At 58.4% G+C, this 22,792-nt stretch carries 18 protein-coding genes and 1 pseudogene; 10 read left to right on the forward strand and 9 right to left on the reverse strand.

Annotated elements, in window-relative coordinates; genetic code table 11:
• Positions 1-33: 33 nt before the first annotated feature.
• The 3 genes from KGB28_RS31370 to KGB28_RS31380 all read right to left on the reverse strand — a co-directional run bounded on the left by KGB28_RS31370 (position 34) and on the right by KGB28_RS31380 (position 3,173).
• Positions 34-918: a sugar phosphate isomerase/epimerase family protein gene (locus KGB28_RS31370; RefSeq protein ID WP_223449328.1), complete on the reverse strand. Its 885-nt coding sequence runs from the start codon at positions 916-918 to the stop codon at positions 34-36.
• A gap of 210 nt (positions 919-1,128) precedes the next feature.
• Entirely contained in the window at positions 1,129-2,136 is a 1,008-nt protein-coding gene (locus tag KGB28_RS31375) for a glycoside hydrolase family 3 N-terminal domain-containing protein (protein WP_223449330.1), read from the reverse strand.
• Between the two features lie 2 nt (positions 2,137-2,138).
• On the reverse strand, positions 2,139-3,173 hold the full coding sequence (locus KGB28_RS31380) for a glycoside hydrolase family 3 N-terminal domain-containing protein (protein ID WP_223449332.1): 1,035 nt from the start codon (positions 3,171-3,173) through the stop codon (positions 2,139-2,141).
• A gap of 150 nt (positions 3,174-3,323) precedes the next feature.
• Here KGB28_RS31380 and KGB28_RS31385 point away from each other — a divergent pair, with 150 nt between their 5' ends.
• A complete protein-coding gene (locus KGB28_RS31385) occupies positions 3,324-4,094 on the forward strand; it encodes a DeoR/GlpR family DNA-binding transcription regulator (RefSeq protein WP_223449334.1) in 771 nt (256 codons plus the stop codon).
• Positions 4,095-4,104: 10 nt separating this feature from the next.
• Here the strand turns inward: KGB28_RS31385 and KGB28_RS31390 are convergent, their stop codons facing one another.
• Positions 4,105-5,274 carry a Gfo/Idh/MocA family protein gene (locus tag KGB28_RS31390; RefSeq protein WP_223449336.1) on the reverse strand — a complete coding sequence of 390 codons (1,170 nt, stop codon included), beginning with the start codon at positions 5,272-5,274 and terminating at the stop codon, positions 4,105-4,107.
• Positions 5,275-5,689: 415 nt separating this feature from the next.
• On the opposite strand from KGB28_RS31390, the gene KGB28_RS31395 reads away from it, so the two are divergent.
• A complete protein-coding gene (locus tag KGB28_RS31395; RefSeq protein WP_223449338.1) occupies positions 5,690-6,556 on the forward strand; it encodes a helix-turn-helix domain-containing protein in 867 nt (288 codons plus the stop codon).
• Between the two features lie 26 nt (positions 6,557-6,582).
• Here the strand turns inward: KGB28_RS31395 and KGB28_RS31400 are convergent, their stop codons facing one another.
• Positions 6,583-6,816, reverse strand: coding sequence for a twin-arginine translocase TatA/TatE family subunit (locus KGB28_RS31400; protein WP_223449340.1), 234 nt, complete (start codon positions 6,814-6,816; stop codon positions 6,583-6,585).
• Between the two features lie 27 nt (positions 6,817-6,843).
• On the reverse strand, positions 6,844-8,049 hold the full coding sequence (locus tag KGB28_RS31405; RefSeq protein ID WP_223449342.1) for a thiamine pyrophosphate-dependent enzyme: 1,206 nt from the start codon (positions 8,047-8,049) through the stop codon (positions 6,844-6,846).
• Between the two features lie 595 nt (positions 8,050-8,644).
• Here KGB28_RS31405 and KGB28_RS31410 point away from each other — a divergent pair.
• The 5 genes from KGB28_RS31410 (at position 8,645) to KGB28_RS31430 (ending at position 14,565) form a co-directional block, all read left to right on the forward strand.
• Complete coding sequence (locus KGB28_RS31410) at positions 8,645-9,808, forward strand: PotD/PotF family extracellular solute-binding protein (protein WP_223449343.1); 1,164 nt, start codon at positions 8,645-8,647, stop codon at positions 9,806-9,808.
• 212 nt (positions 9,809-10,020) lie between these two features.
• Positions 10,021-10,956, forward strand: a complete 936-nt coding sequence (locus KGB28_RS31415) for an ABC transporter permease (protein ID WP_223449345.1) — start codon at positions 10,021-10,023, stop codon at positions 10,954-10,956.
• A 31-nt stretch (positions 10,957-10,987) separates the two neighbouring features.
• Positions 10,988-11,779 (forward strand): ABC transporter permease, encoded by a 792-nt coding sequence (locus KGB28_RS31420; protein ID WP_223449347.1) that lies wholly within the window; start codon positions 10,988-10,990, stop codon positions 11,777-11,779.
• Positions 11,780-11,784: 5 nt separating this feature from the next.
• Entirely contained in the window at positions 11,785-12,864 is a 1,080-nt protein-coding gene (locus tag KGB28_RS31425; protein ID WP_223449349.1) for an ABC transporter ATP-binding protein, read from the forward strand.
• Positions 12,865-12,978: 114 nt separating this feature from the next.
• On the forward strand, positions 12,979-14,565 hold the full coding sequence (locus KGB28_RS31430; RefSeq protein WP_223449351.1) for a GMC family oxidoreductase: 1,587 nt from the start codon (positions 12,979-12,981) through the stop codon (positions 14,563-14,565).
• A 54-nt stretch (positions 14,566-14,619) separates the two neighbouring features.
• On the opposite strand, the gene KGB28_RS31955 is transcribed toward KGB28_RS31430, so the two are convergent.
• From KGB28_RS31955 to hisD, 3 genes and pseudogenes are all read right to left on the reverse strand, one after another.
• Entirely contained in the window at positions 14,620-15,375 is a 756-nt protein-coding gene (locus tag KGB28_RS31955; protein WP_411740617.1) for a methyl-accepting chemotaxis protein, read from the reverse strand.
• A 102-nt stretch (positions 15,376-15,477) separates the two neighbouring features.
• Positions 15,478-16,734: pseudogene (locus KGB28_RS31960) on the reverse strand (HAMP domain-containing protein); the annotation flags it as partial.
• 180 nt (positions 16,735-16,914) lie between these two features.
• A complete protein-coding gene (gene hisD, locus KGB28_RS31440; protein WP_223449354.1) occupies positions 16,915-18,198 on the reverse strand; it encodes a histidinol dehydrogenase in 1,284 nt (427 codons plus the stop codon).
• Between the two features lie 396 nt (positions 18,199-18,594).
• Here hisD and KGB28_RS31445 point away from each other — a divergent pair, with 396 nt between their 5' ends.
• The 3 genes from KGB28_RS31445 to KGB28_RS31455 are packed head-to-tail and all read left to right on the forward strand — an operon-like array spanning position 18,595 to position 22,732.
• Positions 18,595-19,320, forward strand: coding sequence for a ThuA domain-containing protein (locus KGB28_RS31445; RefSeq protein WP_223449356.1), 726 nt, complete (start codon positions 18,595-18,597; stop codon positions 19,318-19,320).
• Positions 19,317-21,104 carry a thiamine pyrophosphate-binding protein gene (locus tag KGB28_RS31450; RefSeq protein ID WP_223449358.1) on the forward strand — a complete coding sequence of 596 codons (1,788 nt, stop codon included), beginning with the start codon at positions 19,317-19,319 and terminating at the stop codon, positions 21,102-21,104. The genes KGB28_RS31445 and KGB28_RS31450 overlap by 4 nt, the downstream gene beginning before the upstream one ends.
• Before the next feature lie 17 nt (positions 21,105-21,121).
• Entirely contained in the window at positions 21,122-22,732 is a 1,611-nt protein-coding gene (locus KGB28_RS31455; protein WP_223449360.1) for a GMC oxidoreductase, read from the forward strand.
• The last annotated feature ends 60 nt before the right edge of the window (positions 22,733-22,792 follow it).

The raw sequence follows: 22,792 nt of genomic DNA on the forward strand, positions 1-22,792 counted from the left end.
AGAACGGGGTTTTTAATCCCGGTGAGCGGTGCTTTATCGCCCAACAAGGTCGGTTAAAAGCGCCTTCAGATCTTTCGCGACCTCATAACTGTTTTGTTGCTGCTGTTTCTTGCAAAACAACTCGCAGCTCCACCACCCGTCGTAACCGGTGGCCTTTACCGCGGCCGTCCATTCGGCAAGGTTCAATACGCCGCTGCCTGTCGGTATATCCCGCAGTATTTCTTCATTGGGAATACCACCGGCAAAAGGCAGCGAGTCACACACATGCACGCCATAGATAACGTCTTTGTTCATGCGCGCAATGTCTTCGGGCTTAACGCCGGACGTATAGCAATGCCAGTAATCGATCACCATCTTGACGTTGTCGCGTTCGGTGCGATCAATCAGCTGAAGTTGATGCTCCAGGGTATTCAACGGTGTCCATGACAAAGCTTCGAGGTAAAGCAGAACGTCGTATTGCTTTGCCAGGTCTGCAAGTGTCGCCAGATTCCTGGCAGTCAACGCGTATTGCTCAGACTCGCCCAACCCCAACAAACCGCTGTAATGAGCGCTCGTGCCCTGCTTCTGGAAATCAATCACCGCCTGAACGTTGATAGGCCCGGTGAGCACTTGAACGCCCTTGGCACCGGCGAGGTTGGCGAGTTGAAAAAGCCGCTGCGCCTCCTTCAGCAAATCATCGCGCTCAGCACCCTGGCGTTCGATATCCCTCAGGTAGCCGATCCCCGTGACAGGTATATCCTTGAGCAACGCTTCAAGTTCCGATTCGCTATGGCCTGCTTGCAAATAAGCTTCCAGTTTGCCGCTGTAGATCTCCAGCGCATCGAAACCGACGATCTTTGCAATGTCGATGTCCATCGCCAGCGTCGAATGTTTTGCGACTGTGGAATGCAGGGCCAGGATGTTGTTTTGAGTGTTCATATAAAGCTCCTACCGTTGATTCCCAGTGTAGAGCGATAGGGTTCCGGTAGTTATTTCGCACTCGCAGGAAATGCGGCGCAACCTGACGCAGTTGCTGCGTCAGGTTTGGACAATTTGCGACATCGACGATGAATCCACACCAGCCTGCAGGAGCCGGCTTGCCAGCGATTGCGGACATTTCATTCAGCGTTATCGCGACCAGGCCCGCGTCTACAAGCGATTGGCCAACGCAGAGACGGCTATCGCAGCGGCATCGAGCCGCCGCTGCGGTAAAACTCCCTGAGCGACAGCCACGGTGATTGCGCGAACAATCTGCGGTATCTCGGGCATTGCCTTTGCGGAAATCAGCAATAGATCCGCCCCGGCATTCAGCGCCGCAACCGCCACCTCGCCGAGCGATGAGTTTCCGATCGTCGAGCGGTGGTCCAGGTCAATGGTCATGACCAATCCCTTGAACCCCAGCTCCTGGCGCAGCAAACCGATCAGCTCAGGTGAAACGGACGCCGCAACGGGCGGTTCGCAGGCAGCAAAGATGGCCGGTCCCATCATCACCGCGTCCGCCCCGGCGTCGACCCCGGCTTGAAACGCAGGCCAGTAGGCGCGCAGCTGATCCATTGACTCGCAGACGACCGCCACTTCAGTCGCCGGTTGGCGCAGCAACACCGGATGCCCGGGAAAATGCTTCAGCGTGCTTGCCATCCCGGCACGCCGCACACCGCGCACGTAGGCGCCCACCATGGCGGCGGCGCGGTCTATGTCATTGCACAGCGTTCGCCCCTGCAGCCAGACATTAGTGCCGCCCACCACATCGGCCGTCGGTGACAGGAGCACATTCACACCGGCATTTCGCACCGCTGTTGCGACCCGAAAGCACGCATCTTCAAGCTCGACAACGTCCATGGCTCGGGCCAGCCCGGGCGCAGGTAGCGCAGGTGTTATGCCTTGCAGGCGGTGGACGGCAGAGATGTCGGCATCGGCCGCCAGCAGCATTGGCCCTGCCAGTTTTCTTGCCGTACCTGTCAACTGTTGCCATTTCTCCAGGGTTTCCGATTCCAGCCGGCTCGCGCTCATTTTGCCGCTGACATACTCCTGCGCGGTTTCGCCAAACAACAGGCTGCGTCCGCCGCTGTCCAGAAACCTGCGCACGTCATCATTCATGTCCAGATCGAGCAAAACCGGAAACAGGACGCTGAATGCCTTGCTTTCAATTGAGCTCATGATTAATCCCGGCAGCCGTTGTACTGATCGTTGTTCGCCGCAGCCAGTTCGCGAACCCTGAGGGCCGCGTCCAACAGAATCCGACGATCCAGAACACCTTCGTGAACAGCCGCCACAATGGCTTCGGCGATGGCATCAAGACCCGACTCACTGGACACGAGCAACAAGTGCGCGCCGGCCGCCAGCGAAGCAACGGCGGTGTCCGTGATGGAGCGCCCCCTGAGAATGGAAACCGCATCAAGGTCATCCGAAATGATCAAGCCCCCGAACCCGAGGGTGTCACGCAAAAGCCCAATGACTCTGGACGAGGTTGAGGCCGAGTGATCGGGGTCGATTGCGGGAAAAATCGCGGGCCCCGGCATCACCGCTTTCACGCCGGTAGCGATGACTTCGTTGAACACTTCGAAGTTGTCATCAAGCAACTCCAGAGGTCCGGGCACCATGGCTTCGGCAATTGCCGGGTCCTGCTCGGTGACGTAATGGCCGGGAAAGTGTTTAGCGGTCGCGATGATACCAGCGCGTTGAACGCCACGAATAAATGCACATGAAACCCGGCTGACTTCAACAGGGTCGGCCCCCAGGTGGCGATTGTGCAGCCATGGGTTGGCCCCGGTCACGACATCGACGATCGGCGCCAGAAACAGATTGACCCCCAGACCGCGCGCTACCTTGGCCATTTCATAGCAACGTTGCTCGATGTCCTGCGCACTGAGGTCGTGGAGTTGCTCTCGGGATGCGACGGCCGGGACCAGCCGGTGAAGGCGCTCGATACCGCCGAGTTCCTGATCGACCGCGATCAGCACCGGGGCACCGGCCAGTGACGCGGCTTCACGGGCAATATCGACAAAGTCGGCCTGCGACTCGGTGCTCTTGCGCGCAGGGTCCATGTCTCGGCCCACGTACTCATCCCGGGTTTCCCCCAACAAAACAGACACGCCCCCCCGACTCAAACAACGACGGACATTGTCGTCCAGGCGCAAATCCCCAAACGCGGGCAGCAGGACCGAATACGCCGCTCTATGCAGTTCGCTTGTCATCGATTTTCCTCAACACCGTTATTTTGAGCAAAAAGCTCAACTTTATTGACGCATGACGGGGTGCCACGCATGATACCGATCAACTCCGAGCACAAAACACACACTAAATGCTCGTTTGCGCTCACTCTATACCGAGAACGGATTAAGTCAATGCTCACTCATGAAGCTTTCCCCGGAGAAAGACAGAACCTGATCGCGCAACGGCTGGCGATCCATGGCCGCGTCCTGGCCGGTGATCTCGCTCAGGAGTTCAACGTTTCCGAGCACTCGATCCGGCGCGATCTCGCGGCGCTGGCGGAGGCGGGAATCTGCAAGCGCGTCTACGGCGGCGCCATTTCCGTGGCACCTGTTCGCGGCGATCATGACGGGCAACATCAGCAGGCTGAGCGGAAAAACTCCCTCGGGCTGGCCGCTGCGGCACTGATCAAAGCCGGCCAACACCTCTTCATCGATGGCGGTACCACCAACGCCTCCATTTCGAGCGCAATCGATCACAATCTTGCAATTTCGATCACAACCAATTCGCCAGCCATTGCGCTTGAACTGGAAAAGCTGCCTTTAGCCGATGTGATCTTGCTGGGCGGGCGCCTGCATAAGGCGACCGGCAGCACCGTCGGCCTGACGGCCATTCAGCAGTTGTCGAATTTCAATTTCGACCTGTGCTTTCTGGGCGCCTGCGCGATTGACGCCAGCAAAGGAGTGACGGCTTTCGACATGGACGATGCGGAATTCAAGCGCACCGTGGTTTCCCGAAGCGGGCAGATTGTGGTCGCCGTGACTAATGAAAAACTGTCGAGCATCGCGCATTACCAGGTCGCGTCCTGCGAGGAACTGGGTGTGCTGGTGGTGGAAAGAGACGCCCCGGCTGAACGGCTTGACCCCATCCAGGCCAAGGTTTCAAACATTGTGGTCGCCTCTTGACCTCCTGGATCTACAACTGCGCAAAAGGCACCCAGGCACGTCGTTGACTGGACTCGACACACGCCTGGGACAACACCACTCCCCGCACGCCCTCGTGAATATCCGGTAACGGGACGGTGGTCGCCGTGCGCCAGTCCGCCCCGGCATCGAGTGCTTCGGCGAAATCGGCATAAAGCACCGCCAGTGCCTCCAGATAGCCTTCCGTATTGCCGGCCGGCAAACTGGTGAACGTCAGCGTTTGCGCCGCATTGTCGCTCTGGCCACGGCGGTAGATGCGGTCGGCGCCATCAATTGGCGTAAACAGCAGCGTTTCCGGTGACTCCTGACACCATTCAATGGAAGCCTTGCTGCCGACGATCTTGAAACGCAATCCGTTGCGATGACCTGGCGCCGCGAAACTGGCCCATAGCAACCCCTCGGCGCCCCCCTCGAATTCAAGTTGCACCACACAGGTGTCGTCCAGTCCCCAGCCGGGTACGACCGTGCTCAATTTGGCATTCAGATTCGTACAGCGTCGCCCGGACAGAAACTCAAGCATGTTGAAGGCGTGCGTCCCTACATCGCCCAATGCGCCCGTCGGGCCTGCTTTTTCGGGGTCTCCACGCCACGCGAGGCTCTGGCTCAAACCCTCTACGCCTGCCGCCAGCCATTCCAGCAGGTACTCGACATACATGAAGCGGACTTCACCCAGTTCCCCGGCCTGGATACGGCTACGGGCATCCCTGACCATGGGATAGCCTTGATAGGTGTAGGTCACCGCGAAAAAAGTATTGTGCCGGTCGGCTAGGCTGGCCAGTTCATAGGCCTCTTGCGGACTGTTGACCAGCGGCTTGTCGCATATGACCGGGATCCCCGCCCGTAGAAATAACCGGCACGGTTCAAAATGCAGGTGATTGGGCGTGACGATCACAACCGCATCAATCGGATCCGGACGGCGCGACTCAGCGACGGCCATCGCCTCGAATGACAGATAAATGCGCTCTTGCTCAATGTTGAAGGCCGCCCCCGCCTCGCGGCATTTGTCCGGGTCCGAAGAGAAAGCGCCGGCGACGATATCGAAGCGATTGCACAGGCGCATCGCAGCCCGATGATAGCTGGCAAAATAAGCACCTTGCCCACCGCCAACCATGCCGACCTTGAAGCGCCGTTGCCCTGGAATGTCGCCTGTTAACCTTGCCATAGCTCAAATGCTCCCGTGAATGACATGTGGAGTATCAAGGGCGAACCTCCATTTCTCCATTTCGCACAACATCGATACATGACGCGCACTGAAGCACCGAATTGAATTGGCCATGTAATGTGGTGTGGGGATCTCAAAATGATGTTACCCGGCATAGCCAATGTGTTACCGGTTGGCGGTGGCGAGTAACCCGAGTCGACGAAGGCTAGACTGTTACATAGCATTGACAGGCAATATGTGAACATTCGGACCCGGCATGGAACATGCTTGGAATTAAATACAATATGATCAAGTGTTTACGGTGGCATCAAGTTATAAGCGGTTATTCAAGAATAACTACCATATAACCTTCTCCCCCCAATTACGCTTAGCCAGACAGAGATAAAAAATGCCCCGCTCAGGAGATCACGTCACCATGCCGTTAACTGCCGCCACCTCGCATCCCGAGCGACAACAGGCTCGCGGTGACTTGCAGGCCAACGTGCAAAAGAACCTGAGCACGCTCGTTGAGTCCTGCCGATCGGTCGCAGACATGTGTCGCAAAGTCGATGTCAATCGACAGCAGTTCAACAAGTATCTGGTGGGGCAACATGTTCCTTCACAGAAGATTCTGCAGAAGATCGGTCGTTACTTCATGATGGAAGCCGAAGATCTTTTTCGCCCTCCCGCCGAGTTCAAGAAGTTTTATGAAGGGTATGAGAACGAATTACCGACGGACTTGCGTGCCTCGGCGCAATTCAATCACTTCCTGCCTTTGGCAAAACAGTCGGCCGATTTACTCGAAGACTATCTGGGCGTCTATTACCGCTATCACAACTCATCGATCTACAAAGGCAGAATCCTGCGCTCGGTCACGTGCCTGTATCGAGCCGATTCGATGGTCCAGTACGTCACGGTAGAACGTTTCCCCTTGCTCGATGGCAGCGGCAAGATTGGCTACTCGTTCACCTATCACGGTTTTTGCCTGCTCCTTGGGGACCGCCTGTTCCTGGTCGACTTTGAAGGCAAGCAGCGTAACGAGATGACCTTTTCGATCCTGACCCCGCAGCATCGCCGGCCGATCCGCTTCCTCTATGGATTGGTCACCGGCGTGGCGTCGTCTTCATTCCGCCAACCCTTTTCCACGCGCATGGCAATGGGGCTGGTGGACAAAGGCAAGATCCGCAAACACCACCTGCGCAATGCAACCGCCGTGCTGCCCAGCGATCAATCCTTGCCGATGGAAGTGCGTGAATACATGACCGGCGACAACGCCACTATCGTGTGGGGCGGTCAGGACTGAGGCGGCTGAGGCCGTCTGCGCGATGCTCAGACCTGGCGATGCTGGCCGTCGATGACCGGCGGCGCATCAACAGCAGCGCCAGCCTGCTGCACCGAGGCCGATGGGCGTTCACTGTCCGCGTCCTCGTCATTCATGGCTTTGCGAAACCCCTTGATGGATTCGCCGACTTCGGTGCCCAGGTTCTTCAGTTTCTTGGTGCCGAAGACCAGCACAACCACCACGAGAATGACGATCCAGTGTTTCCAGTCCAGAATGCCCATTGCGTGATTCCTCTGCTGACGGTTTGATTAATTGACGCGCGAGCCGCGGGCGGTGATGACCTCCACCAGTGACGGCCCTTTGCTGTTCAGCGCCTTGATGAACGCTGGATTGAGTTGCGAAGCATGTTCGACTCGCCACGCTTCAAGGCCAAAATTCCTGGCAATGCTCGCGAAGTCAGGCGAGTAAGGTTTACCGTCCGGCAAATTGAATTCTCCGGCCCGATGCTGCTCGTTGAGCGAGTCTTGCACATCGCTCAACGACACATACCCGCTGTTGTTGAACACCAGGAACACCACCGGAAGACTGTGCATTACACACACCGCCATCTCCTGCATCGACTGCAAGAAGTCCCCGTCGCCCACAGCACACACCACCTGACGCGCCGGCATGGCAAGCTTCGCACCAATCGCCGCCGGCACCGCCCAACCCACCGTACCGACACTTGTGGCGCAGAGATGGCATCGGGATTGATAGGCAGGAAAAACCTCTCTGACGACTTCCTGAATGCTCCCCGCCCCCACCACCACAATTGCATCCCTTTCAAGGACTGACCTCAATTCGGTCAAGGGTCTTTGAACCATCAAGGGCGGGGCATCGTTGGCACTGTCCTTGATCGGGCATAAGGCTCGATCCTTCACTGTCGCAGGACGAGCAGCGCCGAGCATTGAACCGGCTGCACACTCGGCCAAACGGGCATCCGTTCGTTGCAAGTCGTTGTTGGCCCGCAAGGTAGCAGGCGACAGACTGACTTCAATAGAGGTGTTCTGAACAGCCGTCGGAATACTCAGGCTGACCGGGCCGAGGCGACTATTGAACATCGTATCGAACGACTGACGCAGGACCTGCGGCAACTGTTCAATCGCCGAAACTCGAACATGCTCTTTCGAGACGCCGGGAGGCATTGTTTCGGGCCAGTGACCGGCACTGCCACCACTGATGACAAGCATGGCCGATGAATCCGCCAGCGCGGTCGCCATTGCGCCCAGAGCCTTGGAAACAGCCAGCGGAACCGGCAGCAGGACAGCCATGGGACGACCGCAGGCGCGGAAATAGCCGTCGGCAAGATGGACTGCGTTCTGCTCCTGTATGACTTGAATGAACGGGATGTCGGTGCCTGTCGTCAGCAACGCGTCCACCAGGGCCCACGAGCCTTCACCTGACATGCCGGCCACATAACCGACCCCGTTCGCTTTCAACGCTTTCGCAACAATCTGGCCACCAGTGAGTTTCACAGGACACTCCAATCAAACAGACGCAGGCGTCAGGGCAAATGCACCTCGCCGCAATTGAGGACTACTTCTGGAGTATTCGCCCCGGGAAGACGTGGCTCAATTTCGCACCCCACGCAAAAGAGACGCACGTTGACGCAGCTGATCGATACCCCGCCCCGGCTCAAGAGCAACTATCGTCAGGGAGAGACTGCTGCGCCGATTAGGTCACTTTGCTGCGTCAGAGTGCGTCGCTTTTAAAGGTGCTGCGAAATTGAGTGCTCTGCCCGCCAGGCCAATACTCGATCCATGAAAACAACAAGCCGAGCCTATCAAGCGCCGGGCGCGTCGCTTCAAGTCTTTGCCTTGCAACCTGAGCAAAGCGGCGTCGCCCAGCCAAGGAAGAGTCAATCGGAACAGTGGAGGCCAACCGCGCAATGTGCTCACAACCAGACATTGAGCGCAGCCAACCTCCCCAGCTCATGGAAAAAATGCTGGCCATAACACTGCCGATCTACATGACTGCATACAAAAGGATGTGCCCGGCATCACCCGCCGAGCCAGCGCCATTGCAAGTCGCTAATCGTTTGCTCACTACCACCCTAGGCAGGAACTCGAAATGAAAAAAGAAATAGAGACGGGTTATGGACCAACCGGCATTGACCTGGATTCGATTAGCTTGAAGCGGCGCACATTCTTGCTCGGGGCTGCGGCATCTGCAGCAGGGTTGTACATGGGCTCTTTCATGCCCGGCGCATTTGCCGCCGCCGCGGGTGGCCACCTGGAGATTCTGGGCTGGGAAGGTGAAACCGGCGACGCAGAGCTGGCCGAATGGCGCAAGCAGCGAGGCATCACCGTACGTTCAAGCTATGCCAGCAACCAGGACGACATTACGGCGCGACTGGCCGGCTCCGATCCCGTGCAGCTTGACCTGACCATGTACGCGTTGGGTTACGAGACCATCTATCAGGAAATGGGCCTGCTCAAGGCGATCGATACCTCGAAGATCCCCAACTACTCGGCAGAAAACACCGTCCCCCTGTTCTACAAAGGCAGCCGCTGGTACTGGGATGGCAAGCAGTGGGGCATCCCGCTTTTGTGGGGCATGAACACCATTGTCTACAACCCCAAGCGCATCAACAAACCGGTTGAGTACAAGGACCTGCTGGACCCGAAACTGAAGGGCAAACTGACCTTCGTGGATGACGGCACGTCCAACTGGTCACTCATCGCGATCATTGCCGGCTATGGCGACAAGTTCCCCAACCTGACCCGTGCCGAATTCGACGATGCTTTCGAGAAACTCAAACCGTACCGTGATCAATGCCGTGTCTTTGCCGCCTCGTCCGGAGACGCTGTCTCCCTGCTGGTGTCGGGCGAAGTGGATGCGGTGTTCTCGGCGTCGGCCAACACCCCTAGCGAGACCAAAAAGCGTGGCGTAGAAGCGGCGTTGTCGGTCCCCAAGGAAGGTGCAGCCCTCTGGTGCGATGCCTTGTTCATCCCGAAAACGGCAAAGGACATACCGCTGGCGCTGGAGTTCATCAACAAGACACTCGAGGCTGATACGCAGGCCAAGATGGCTACCACCATGTTCTCCGGTGTAGTCAACGCCAAAGCCGTACCGCTGCTCCCTGAGGAGCTGAGAACCACCTTCGACTACGCCAACCTGGACAGCTTTTTCGAGAAATCGAAACTCTACGGCCAGCCCCCCCTGAGCTCCGACAAGTATGTGACCTATGCTGAATGGATCGATCAGTGGGCAAACTTCAAAGGCTCGTTCTAGAGCCATCGGCAATCCAGTGCATTGAAAGGACTGTTTGAGGGAACTGTACCGGAGGGTGCGTGTTTGCAAGCACGCGCCTCTCTGCTCGATGGAGGCGATGGAACGGCCTGTCGATGCCGTTCGTACAGTTCAGAAAGAGCACACCTCACACCGTGCATGCGCTCGCCAAGGCGCCCTCGTCATCGATACAAAAAAGCAAAGGCAAACTCATCATGAACGTAGTCAACAACAGCGAGCCCATCATTCTTGACGAAGGGGATTCGCAGACTGGTAAACACGTGAAAATCGACAAAAAGACCCTGAGCGGTTATTGGCTGGCGTCGCCTCCACTGTTGTTCCTGGTCGTGTTCTTCCTCATTCCGTCGGTACTGCTGCTGGTCGCGAGTTTCTGGACTGCGAAGACTTTCAGCATGGAGCCCGCCGCGACGCTCGCCAACTATGCGAAGGCCCTGAGTGCCAGCGGGTTCTACGACTCGTTGTGGATTGCGCTGCAAAACGGTTTCTGGACCGCCATGCTGTCAACGATCATCAGCGCCCCGGTCGCCTATTACATTGTCTACCGGACTCGCTCCAACGCCGTGCTGTACCTGGCGTTGATCTCTTGGTTCTCGAGTTACCTGGTGCGGGTCTATGCCTGGCGCTCGATCCTGGGCACCAACGGTGTGATCAACTCCACACTGATGCACCTCGGGCTGATCGATCAACCGCTGGACTGGCTGGTGTTCAGCAAGTTTTCGGTGGTGTTGACACTGGTCCACATCATGCTGCCCTTCACCCTTCTGCTGCTGGTGTCGGGCTTGCGCGACATCAAGAAGGACTACCTCGAAGCCGCTGCGGACCTGGGCGCCGGCGGCGCCACCATCCTGTGGCGCGTGATCATGCCGATGGCCCACAAGAGCATCGTCAGTTCGTTCATGTTCACTTTCGTCCTCGCCGCCAGTGACTACGTCACCCCTCAGTTACTGGGTGGTCGAGACGCCATGACCACCGGCCTGGTGATCGCCAACCAGTTCCGCTCCGTCGGTAACTGGCCGCTGGGAGCGGCGATGGCCTACCTGCTGCTGATCGTCTTCATGCTGGTTTATGCGCTGCTGCTGGGTGTGTTGCGGGCGGCCAACCTGGCGCCCGGTAAACGCTACCACGACTGAACGCCGCCAATAAAAATGCAAGGTGACCGCCATGATCAGACTATTCACTTACGTTTACATGCTCTTCCTTTATGCGCCCATCGCGATTATCGCGCTGTTCAGCTTTCACTCGTCGGCCTCGTTGTCGTTCCCGTTCGAAGGCTTCTCCACGCAATGGTATGAAGCGCTGTTCAGCAGCCCGGACTTCATGACGGCCCTGACCAACAGTGCGATCGTCGCCGCGGGCTCGGCCATCCTCACCACGCTGCTGGGCACATTCTCGGCACTGGCGCTGATGCGCATGAAAGGCCGCGTCAAATCCGTCTTTGCCTTCATGAACTTCGCCCCTATCGCCTTGCCCGGCCTGTTCCTGGGAATCGCGCTGGTGATCTTCTTTTCGTTGATCGGCCTGCCCCGCTCACTGCTGACGGTGATCATCGGCCATACGCTGTTCACCTTTCCGTTTTTTGTCGAATCCGTGCGTTCACGCCTGGAGTACTTCGATCTGTCTTTCGAAGAGGCAGCGCGTGACCTTGGTGCCTCACCACTCAAGGCATTCTGGCTGGTGACACTGCCCATAATCGGCCCGACGATTGCCGGTGCCGCGATCCTGGCGGTAGCACTGTCCATGGACGAATTCCTGATCACCGTATTCGTCACCGGCAGCGACACCACGTTGCCCCTGATGATTCTTTCGATGATGCGCCGCGCTGTCAGCCCAACCATCAATGCCGCCTCGGTATTCATGCTGGTCGTGACCATCGCCATCATTGTCATCGCCGGCCTGGTCATGACCCTGCGCCGTCGCCGCCTCGAACTTGAACGCGCAGAAACTGCAGAGTAATCGCCATGACCAACAGCATTGAACTGACCGGAATATCCAAGAGCTACGGCAACCTGACCGCCCTCGGCAAAGTCGACCTGACCGTAAAGCGCAACGAAATCCTGACATTGCTGGGCCCAAGCGGCTGCGGCAAGACCACCCTGATGCGCATCATCGCCGGCTTCGAAGAGCCCACCACTGGCAAAGTGGTGATCGATGGCAAGGACTCCACGTCCCTGGCGCCTGAACACCGCCCGGTCAACATGGTGTTCCAGAAATACGCGCTGTTCCCTCATCTGGATGTCTTCGACAACGTGGCGTTCGGGCTACGCCTGAAGAAGAAACCGAAAGACGAGATCAAGCGTGAAGTGACCAAGGCTCTGGAACTGGTCCAGCTGGAGGGCTTCAAGAACCGCTGGATCTCCGAGCTCAGTGGCGGGCAGGCGCAACGCGTGGCGCTGGCCCGGGCGCTGGTGAATCGCCCCGCCGTGCTGCTGCTCGACGAACCGCTGGCGGCGCTGGACCTGAAGATCCGCCACCACATGCTCAATGAGATCAAACGGATCCACGAAGAGACATCGACCACCTTCGTTTACGTCACCCATGACCAGGACGAAGCGATGATTCTCTCCGACCGCGTGGTGTTGCTGAACAAGGGTGGCATCGAGCAGATCGGTGGACCGCAAGAGATGTACTGGTCGCCGCGCAGCTTGTTCGCCGCGAAGTTTTTTGGCGATACCAATATCGTCAACGGCACCTACGGGATGGGAGATACCAGCAGCGGCTATGTCGACCTGCCGTTCGGCCGCTACGCGCACACCGCCAAGAACAGCCTGGGCGCCGGACCGGTGAATGTGTCGATCCGTCCGGAAACCATCGGTCTTGAGCCTGCACTGGGTAATCCGCTGGCTGACGGCGCATTTGCCGGAAAGGTGAAGGACACTTCATTCATCGGTAACCGGGTCATTTACCGGGTGGCGGTGGCTGGTGGCACCCTGGACCTCAAATGCCAACAACTGCCCACCCCTGGCAGCCATGCACTGCCACCCGGATCGGATGTGGCGCTCACCTGCAAACCCGACAGTTTTGTGGTGATACCTGCTTGAACAATCGCCCCTGCCAGATACGGCAGGGGTTTATCAGCAACGTCAGCGCCGGCTCATCAACTCTTTCACAGGAGCATGATCCGGCGTTTTTTTTGATCAGGGCGGTACACAACAGTGGTCGACTATATCGTGGTCGGGGGCGGTTCAGCCGGGTGCGTCATTGCGGCACGTCTCAGTGAAAATGCACAGGCTTCGGTGGTGCTGCTGGAAGAGGGACCGAGAGACAGTCACCCGTTTATTCATCTGCCGGTCGGCTTCTACAAGACCAGCCAGGGCAACCTGGTCGAACGCTACCCCTGGGAGCCACCAGCGGACTATATAGGCCCTGCCAATCCGACCATGGTGCAGGCGCGGGTACTCGGCGGCGGGAGTTCGGTCAACGCTATGGTTTACCTGCGCGGGCAACCGGCCGACTACGACAGCTGGGCGACAGGTGGCGCCCAGGGTTGGGCCTACAAGGACGTACTGCCCTTCTTCAAGAAATGCGAGACCAACGATAGATTCAGCAACGACGCTCATGGCACGCAGGGCCCGCTTGGCGTCAGCGATCAGCGTTATACCCACCCTTTGACCAAGCTCTGGCTGCAAGCCTGCCAACAAGCCGGGCTGGCCTACAACGCCGACTTCAACTCAGGGGTGCAGGACGGCTGCGGGCTTTATCAGATCAATGCCAGGAACGGTCTGAGGTCAAGCACGTCGGTCGCTTACCTGAAGCCTGCACGAAAGCGCCCCAATCTGACGGTTAAAACCAACTGCCGGGTCTTGCGGGTCCTGGTCGAACATGGCCGCGCGACAGGGGTTGAATACCTTGAAAACAATCAGCACCGGGTACTCAGGGCCGAACGCGAAGTCATCGTCAGTGCCGGGGCGATCAACTCCCCGAAACTGTTGATGCTGTCGGGCATTGGCCCTGCCAGTCACTTGCGCGAGAAAGGCCTCGAGGTGATGCATGACTTGCCCGGGGTCGGCCAGAATCTGCAGGACCACATCGAGGTCTCACTGATCAATGAACTGCGTCGCCCATTGAGCTATGACAAGTACAAAAAACCGCACTGGAAACTCGCCGCCGGGTTGCAGTACGCGTTGTTTCGAGAAGGACCGGTGACCTCCAATGTGGTCGAGGGTGGCGCGTTCTGGCGTACATCGCTGGCCGAGAACCGTGCAGACGCGCAGTACTGTTTCATGGCTGGTGCCGGCGTAGAAGCTGGCGTAGGTTCCGTGCCCGGCGGCAACGGCTGCACCTTGAACGTGTGCCAGACCCGTCCCCGCTCGACAGGTGCCGTGCAACTTCGCAGCGCCGACCCGCTGGACTTTCCGTCCATAGAACCCAACTACCTGACCGATCCGTTCGATGTGGAATGCATGATCCAGGCGACGGAGTTCGGCCGCCACATCATGTCCCGGAGTGCGATGGCCGGGCATATTCTGCGTGAGCACGTACCCGCCGAACCGCTGCGCACCCGTGATGACTATCTGAAGTTCGTGCGTCAACAGGCCCACGCTGCGCTGCACCCGGTAGGCACCTGCAAAATGGGCGTAGACGAGATGGCTGTGGTAGACAACGAGCTGCGGGTATACGGGATCGAAGGCCTGCGAGTCGCCGACAACTCCATCGCCCCGAGCCTGTGCTCCAGCAACACCAACGCGCTGGCGATCATGATCGGCGAGAAAGCGGCTGATCATATCCAGCGCGCTCGTTAGTCCGGGGCCCTGAAGCGTCCTGCAGGAACGAGCGGGCTCGCTCCTGCAGGCTATTCAGACCCTGAAGTTGTTCATCAACACCTGCTGCTGGTTCGCAAGGTCGTTCAAGGATTGGCTGATGCGGGCGGATTGATCCGCCTGTTCCACCAATGCACCCGTCACGTCCCTGATAGCCGAGACAGTACGGTTAACCTCTTCGGTTACCGCGCTCTGCTCTTCGGCGGCGCTGGCGATTTGCAGGTTCATGTCCGTCATGATCTCGATGTTCTGGCTGACATGGGCCAATGCATCGACGGCCTCGAGTGCTTGCGCAGCGCTGGCATCTGCCTGGCGGTGCTGACTCTGCATGGCGCCCACGACATCGCGCGTACCGCTCTGGAGACTTTCGATGACGCCTTGAATTTCACTTACCGAATCCTGTGTGCGCTGGGCCAGATGTCGAACCTCGTCCGCCACCACCGCAAACCCTCTGCCCGTCTCCCCTGCTCTCGCCGCCTCGATTGCAGCGTTCAACGCCAACAGATTGGTCTGCTGGGCAATGGTGCGAATCACATCGAGCACGCTACCGATTTTCTCGCTGCTGTCGGCAAGTTGACGAACACCGGTCATGGCACCGCTCATGTGATGGGCCAGCGACTGTATGGAATGCGCAGTGGTCTGGATCGTATCTTTGCAGGATCGGGCGGCGACATCGCCATTGCGTGCGGCGGTCGCGGCCATGGACGCATTGCGCGCCACCTCTTGAGAGGTCGCGCTCATCTCATGGGTGGCCGTCGCGACTTGCTCGACCTCGCGCAATTGCTGCTGCATGCCGCTACTGGTCTGGGTGGCAATCGAAGACGCCTGGTCGGCGGTGGATCGCGTCTGCGATACGCTCTGGCCGACTTGCGCAATAATCGGCTGCAGCTTATCGAGGAAACGATTGAACCACCCCACTAGCACGCCCATTTCATCGCGGCGCTCAGCCTTGAGCCTCTGGGTCAGATCGCCCTCGCCATGGGCGATGTTTTCAAGCATTTCGGACACCCGACGAATAGGCCGCGTGACGCTCACCGCCAACAAGCCCATCAGCAATGTACCGGCCAGGGTGACACCGATTCCGGTCGCCACCTGCACGATCACAGACCGTCGGTTTGACTGGTCCAGCACCTGTTGCAACGCCGCGACCGACGCCATCAACGTGGCACGCGGTACTTCGATGACCGTCATCCATTGGCTGGCATTCGGAATCGGCGAAAACGGCACGACGAGCAGGATATTAGCGTTATCAGCTGCATCGATCGCCAGGGTTTTATCCGACCTGGCCCCTTCGAACATATCAGCCGCCTGTCGCGGAAAAATGTCCTTGATGGATTTCCCCAACGAAGCGGGCTCGCCGCTTCGACCCATCACGGCCCCGGCGGCACTGATGAAGGTCAGTTGCCCCTGGCCTTCGAACATCGAGGCACTGGCTTTCTGCGCAATGTTTTGCAAGCTGCTCAAGGGCAGATCAATGCTGACCACGCCGATGAATTTTCCGCCGTCCAACAACGGTAGCGCGATGCTGGAGGTCAGTGTCGGAACACCGTTGAGCTCAAAGGAATAGGGTTCGATCAAACAAGCCTTGCGGGTTTTCTTCGGGCAGTTCCACCACGCTTTTGCAGGATCGCCGTCGTCCTGCATCTCCTTTTCTTCGAGGATGAAGTTCTGCATCGAAGAAACGTACACCGCAAAGCGGCCACTGGCATTGCCGGTGAAGTCGGCACCGTTGACAGAGCTCTCGTCAGCACCATCAAGTGCATTGGGATCAAAGGAGATGCCTACACCAAGTATCTCCGGCGTGGTTGCCACCTGGGCCCGGACAAGCCGGTACAGATCGCCACGCAGTTGCTTGGGAGCCAGGCCATTTTGTCGGGCCTGGCGGCGCATCATGACGATCTGGGTCGCCAGGGAGCGAGTGAACATCAGACTGGCGAGGAACCGCTGCTCAATACCACTGGCCTGCAAATGCCCCGTCGCCTCCAGGTATTGCATGGACGCCCGGGACAACGAATCCGTGCTGGAGTCACTGACCACGGCCGCTGTGTCGCGCATCTGATGAATCGAAAACCCCACCAGGCAAAGCACCATCGCAAACAGACAACTCCCGGCAGCCAGCGTAATTCTTGTTTTTATCGACAAGGTTCCCATCGCATCGCCTCACTAAAATTCAGCCTGGAACAACGAGTTTTTTCGAGCGGTTAAAAAAAAGGCCCCCCGGATGGGGAGCCTGAATACACTTGGAAAGACGGTAAGAGTGACCAGCAGCAGCGAGAAACGACCCTTTTTCCCGCTACCCGCTTGCCAAGTGCAGCAATTGGCCAACAGCCCTCAAGCGGGCTTCTTGTAACGACGAATGCGGATATCCGCCTGTTCCTTGTGCCCGGCGAAACCTTCCATGCCGCACAGACGCGAGCAGTATTCGCCGACCAGTACGGACGCTTCATCCGTCAGGACACGTTGATAAGTGCAGGTCTTGATGAACTTGCCGACCCACAGGCCGCCGGTGTAACGCGCGGTCCCTGTCGTGGGCAATGTGTGGTTGGTGCCGATCACTTTGTCGCCGTAAGAGACGTTGGTTCGCTGACCGAGAAACAACGCGCCGTAGTTGGTCATGTGTTCGAGGAAATACAGTGGATCGCGGGTCATGACCTGAACGTGCTCGGAGGCAATGCGGTCGGCTTCCTGCACCAGTTCGTCCACGGTGTCGCAGAGGATGATTTCGCCATAGTCACGCCAGGCGATCGAAGCAACTGGCGCGGTCGACAGAATGGCCAACTGGCGTTCGATTTCAGCCGGCAGGGTTTCTGCCAGTGCCGGGCTATTGGTCAGGAACACAGCCGGGGAGTTGACGCCATGCTCCGCCTGGCCGAGCAAGTCGGCAGCGATGATTTCGACGTCGGAGCTGTCATCGGCAATGACCAGGGTTTCGGTCGGGCCGGCGATCAGGTCGATACCGATTTTACCGAACAATTGGCGCTTGGCTTCCGCCACGTAGGCATTGCCTGGCCCGACGATCATGTCGACCGGCTTGAATGCTTCGGTGCCCAAGGCAAAAGCGGCAATCGCCTGTACCCCACCGACGCAATAGATTTCGTCGGCACCGGCCAGGTACATGGCGGTGACGATGGCCGGGTGTGGCTTGCCATCAAAGGGCGGAGCCGCTGCAACCACACGTTTAACACCTGCGACTTTGGCCGTCAGCACGCTCATGTGCGCCGATGCCAACAACGGATACTTGCCGCCAGGAATGTAGCAACCCACCGAGTTCACCGGAATGTTGCGATGCCCCAGGATCACGCCCGGCAACGTCTCGACTTCAACATCGTGCATGGATGCCTTTTGCACTTCGGCAAAACGGCGCACCTGGGCCTGAGCAAACTTGATATCGCCGATTTCCTGTTCGGAAAGACTGGCGACACACGCCGCGATTTCTTCATCGGTCAGGCGGAAGGACACCGGTTCCCAGTTATCGAATTTCTTCGAGTACTCACGAACGGCGGTGTCTCCGTTTCCGGCGACGTTGCTGATGATTTGCGCCACCGTATCGCGGACTTGAGAGGCAATCTCGGCTTGAGCTTCAACAGGTTTACTTTTTTTCAGATAACGAATCATCAATATGCTCCAGGTGGTTCTTGAGGGCACGCGACATGCCCTCAGCATTGACGACCATCTTTTCTCACCCTCCTGCCCCGGGCAATTTCGCAGCCTCCTGATTGATGACGCAATCTGACGCAGCACAGACGCAATGTTGAAGCACTCACGCAATCAACTAACGTTATTCGTATAACCTTTTCTTATTAAAACCTTCCAGCCTGGATTGCATGCGCATTAGCGAGGATCTAAAACCCGCGGCCCACAAGGCTTATCAGTGCCTGAACACAAGGTTTTCCGGGCACCCGGATGAAAATGATCAAACAGGCATTGACTTAGGGATTTTGAGTGATAGCTTAAATAAGCGGTTATACGTATAACCTAATAATCACACCCAACTTGAAGAGGTGACCAACCGTGAGTCGAGTCTTGTATCTATTCGGTGGCTGGCCCGGCCATTACCCCTATGAAATTGCCGCATGGGCTCGGACCGTTTTCCAGGAGCTGGATTTCGATGTCGAGGAGTCGAACGATATCTTCACCCTGGACCGGGACTTGACCGGCTATGACCTGATCGTGATCGGCTGGAACAACGCCGTCACCACGGAAACGCTGACCGCCTCTCAGGAAAACCGCCTGCTCGAGGCGATCGAAAGCGGCACCGGGCTGGTCGGTTGGCACGGTGCGGGGGCGGCTTTCCGTGCAAGCCTCAAGTATCACTGGGTGCTGGGCGGATCGTTTCTTGAGCATCCGATGGGTGAAGGCTTTCCTCATCCATACCAGGTCAACGTCATCGATCACACCCATGAAGTCACTCAAGGCGTCGAGGACTTCGAGGTTCGATCCGAGCAGTACTACATGCAGGTTGACCCGAACATTCATGTACTCGCCGAAACCACCTTCGACGGTAACCCGTTCCCCTGGATCAAGGGCCATCGCAGCCCGGTCGCCTGGGTTCGCCAATGGGGTCTGGGCCGGGTTTTCTATCACTCGATCGGACACGACACCAGCAATCTCGCCGACCCGAATATCCGCCGCCTGACCAGGCAGGGCCTGAACTGGGCGACGCGCGGGCGCGCAACAGCTACCGGGAAATCCGACGCATCCACCCTCGTCTCATCAACCCAAGGAGTCCTGTCATGACTAAATTGACCGGCAGCCAGATCGTGGCTCAAACCCTGAAAAACTATGGTGTCGAATATGTCGCCGGTATTCCTGGCCACGGCATCTGGACACTCACCGACGCCTTCCTGGAAGAAGACTCGAAACTCAAGTTCATCCAGGTCTTCCACGAGCAGAGTGCGGTTCACCTCGCGGACGGTTACTACCGGGTCAGCGGCAAACCGATGGCGGCTGTCACCTCCATCGGCGCCGGTGCCGCCAACACCGTGATCGGCATGGCAACGGCCTTCACCGACTCCACCAGCCTGATGCTGATCACTGGCGGGCCACCCACGCACATGCGCGGCCACGGTTTACTGCAGGAGCTGGAGCGCTACACCGACAACGACTTCCCGAAAATCGCCGAAGCGGTCACCAAGCGTCATTGGGTGGCGACTCGCGTCGAAGAATTGCCGTTCATGATGCATCGGGCCTGGAGCTCGATGGTCACCGGGCGTCCAGGCCCGGTTCATCTTGAAATCCCGATGGATGTTCAGGCCGAAGCGGCTGAAGTGACCCTTCACGCCCTGGAAGAGCGCACCCCTATCGGCAAATGCTTCCCGGATCCGGCGGCAACCGCCCGTGCGGTTGAAGAGTTGAAAGCCTGCAAGCGCCCAGTACTGGTCATCGGCGGCGGCGTCATCACTGGCGAGGCAAGCGCCGAAGTGTTCGCCCTGGCAGAAGCCTGGCAAATCCCTGTGGTCACTACGTGGAACGGCAAAAGCGGTTTCCCGGAAGATCACCCGCTGTTCGCTGGCAGCGTCGGCCAGACCGGCACGATGTGCGGCAACAAAGTAGCGTCTACCGCTGACGTGATCATCGCCGTGGGTTGCCGCTTCACCGACTGGTCGTCATCCAGTTACGCCAAGGGCGTGACCTTTGCGATTCCGCCGTCGAAGCTGATTCATATCGACATCGATCCGCACGAAATCGGCAAAAACTATCCGGTCACGGTGGGTATTTGCGCCGACGCGAAATACGCGCTGGCGCATATCGTGGAAGGCTTGAAAGGCCAGACCGTCGATCGCCAGGAGTACATGAGCGACCTGCGCGGCTATCAGGACGAATGGGAAACCAAGCTGGCCGGCCGTCGTGACTCCGATCGCTTCCCGTTTACCTCTCAACGTCCTTTGGGAGCGCTGCGCAAGGTATTCCCGCGCGACACCATCGTGGTGGTCGGGTCCGGCAACACCCAAGGCGCGGTCAAGCAGACCTTCCCGGTCTATACCCCACGTACGCACCTGACATCGGGCGGTTTCTCGTCGATGGGCTGGGCTGTTCCTGCCGCTATCGGGGCCAAGCTGGCAGCACCGAATCAACCGGTGGTGTGCATCCTGGGCGATGGTGACTTCCTGATGACCTCTCAGGAAATTGCGATCTGCGTGACCAACAACATCCCTGTTGTGTTCATGATCCAGAACAATGCCGGGTACATGTCGATTCGCGGTGGCCAGCGCAAGCAAACCAGTCGCCATATCGGCACCGAGTTCAACCACCCGGACGGCACGCCTTACAGCCCGGACTTCAAGGCCGTCGGCGAGGCCTTCGGCCTGAAATCCTATCGCGTGGAGCGTCCCGAAGACCTCGAGCCGATCCTGCAGGAAGCCCTGGACCTGAACGCACCGGTGCTGATCGAAATCCCGACCGACCGCGACGCCGCAGGTCCTTGGGTGCCGGGCTGGTGGGACTTCCCGATTCCCGAGTACATCACTGACGAACGTCAGGACGAATACTGGGAAATCCGGAACTCCGAACAACACCTGTAAAACCTGGAGCGGCTCAAATGAGTGATGCATTGATTACGCATCATGCAGAGCTGAATCCACAACCGGGGGCGCCGCGCGAACCGCGCGCCCTCGACGTGGTGACACCTGATGCAGATGGCAATATCAACTGTGATGTAGTGATTATCGGCTCGGGCATGGGCGGCTCGACCTTTGCCCATGCACTGCGCGATAGCGGGCTGGACATCATTATCGCTGAGCGCGGTGATTTCCTGCCCCGTGAAATACAGAACTGGAGCGCCGAATCGGTATTCGCCGAAGGCCGTTACCGCAACGCCGAACAGTGGCTGGATCAATCCGGTCAACCGTTTTCCCCCGGTGTGTTTTATTACGTCGGCGGCAATACCAAGTTCTATGGCGCGATGCTCCCGCGGTTTCGCGAAGTGGACTTCGGCGAAATCCAGCACGCCGAGGGCATCTCCCCCGCATGGCCGATCAGCTACGCAGAACTGGAACCCTGGTACGCCGAAGCTGAAAAACTCTACCGGGTTCATGGCCTCGCCGGCAGCGACCCCAGCGAGCCCTGGCGTTCGGGCCCGTTTCCCCAGCCTGCGCTCAAACATGACCCTGCACTGGTCCCGCTGGAGCAAAGCATGCGTCGTTCCGGGCTCAAGCCCTTCGTGATGCCGGCTGCTGTGGATTACGGCGACGGTGGTGGCTGCGTTTTGTGCTCGACCTGCGATGGCTATCCCTGCCTTGTCGATGCCAAGGCCGATGCTGAAGTGTCGGCATTGAGACCGGCATTGCGCAGCGGTTCCATCAGGCTGATGACCCGCACCACCATCAAGCGACTGGAAACGGCCAGCGACGGCCGCACGGTAACCGAGGCCCATGGCCTCTTCGAGGGGCGAGCGGTGACACTGCGGGCCAAACGATTCGTTCTGGCCTGTGGCGCCGTGAATAGCGCAGCCCTGCTGTTCAAGTCAGCGAACGCTCGACACCCTGAAGGCCTTGGCAACCGTTCGGGGCAATTGGGTCGCAACTACATGGTCCATAACAGTACGTTCATGCTGGCGGTGGACCCGCGACGCAAGAACAAAGTGATCTTCCAGAAGACCCTGGCCATCAACGACTGGTACAGCGCCAGCCCGGGCAATTCGTTTCCCTTGGGTAATGTGCAGATGCTGGGAAAGATCCGCGAGCCCATGATCACCTCGATGCGCCCGTGGTTGCCGAAGTTTGCCTCGCGGTACATCACCGACCACAGCGTCGACTTGTACCTGACCTCGGAGGATCTGCCGACACAGGAGAACCGGGTCACGTATGACAAGGCGCGTGACGCGATCAAGGTCCACTGGACACCCAATAACCTTAAGGCTCATGAAGGCCTGGTGAGCAAGACCAGTAAAGTCATGCGTGAGGCTGGCTATCCGGTGATCCTGAAAGCGCGGATGGGCATCGCCACCAACTCGCACCAGTGCGGCACCGCCGTCATGGGCAAGGACCCTGCATCCAGCGTACTGGATCTGAATTGCAAGTTGCATGACCTGGATAACGTCTGGGTCGTAGACAGTTCTTTCTTCCCGTCTTCGGCGGCGGTCAATCCGGCGCTCACGATCGCCGCCAATGCCCTGCGAGTGGCGGCGAACTTCAAGCGCCAGGCAAGTTGAACGGCAACACAAACCGGAAAACAGCTGCGGCGCAACGTTGCGCCGCAGCCCTGCCTGGAC

Origin of the sequence: Pseudomonas sp. BF-R-19, assembly GCF_019956445.1 — a bacterium.
Classification (GTDB): domain Bacteria; phylum Pseudomonadota; class Gammaproteobacteria; order Pseudomonadales; family Pseudomonadaceae; genus Aquipseudomonas; species Aquipseudomonas fluorescens_BH.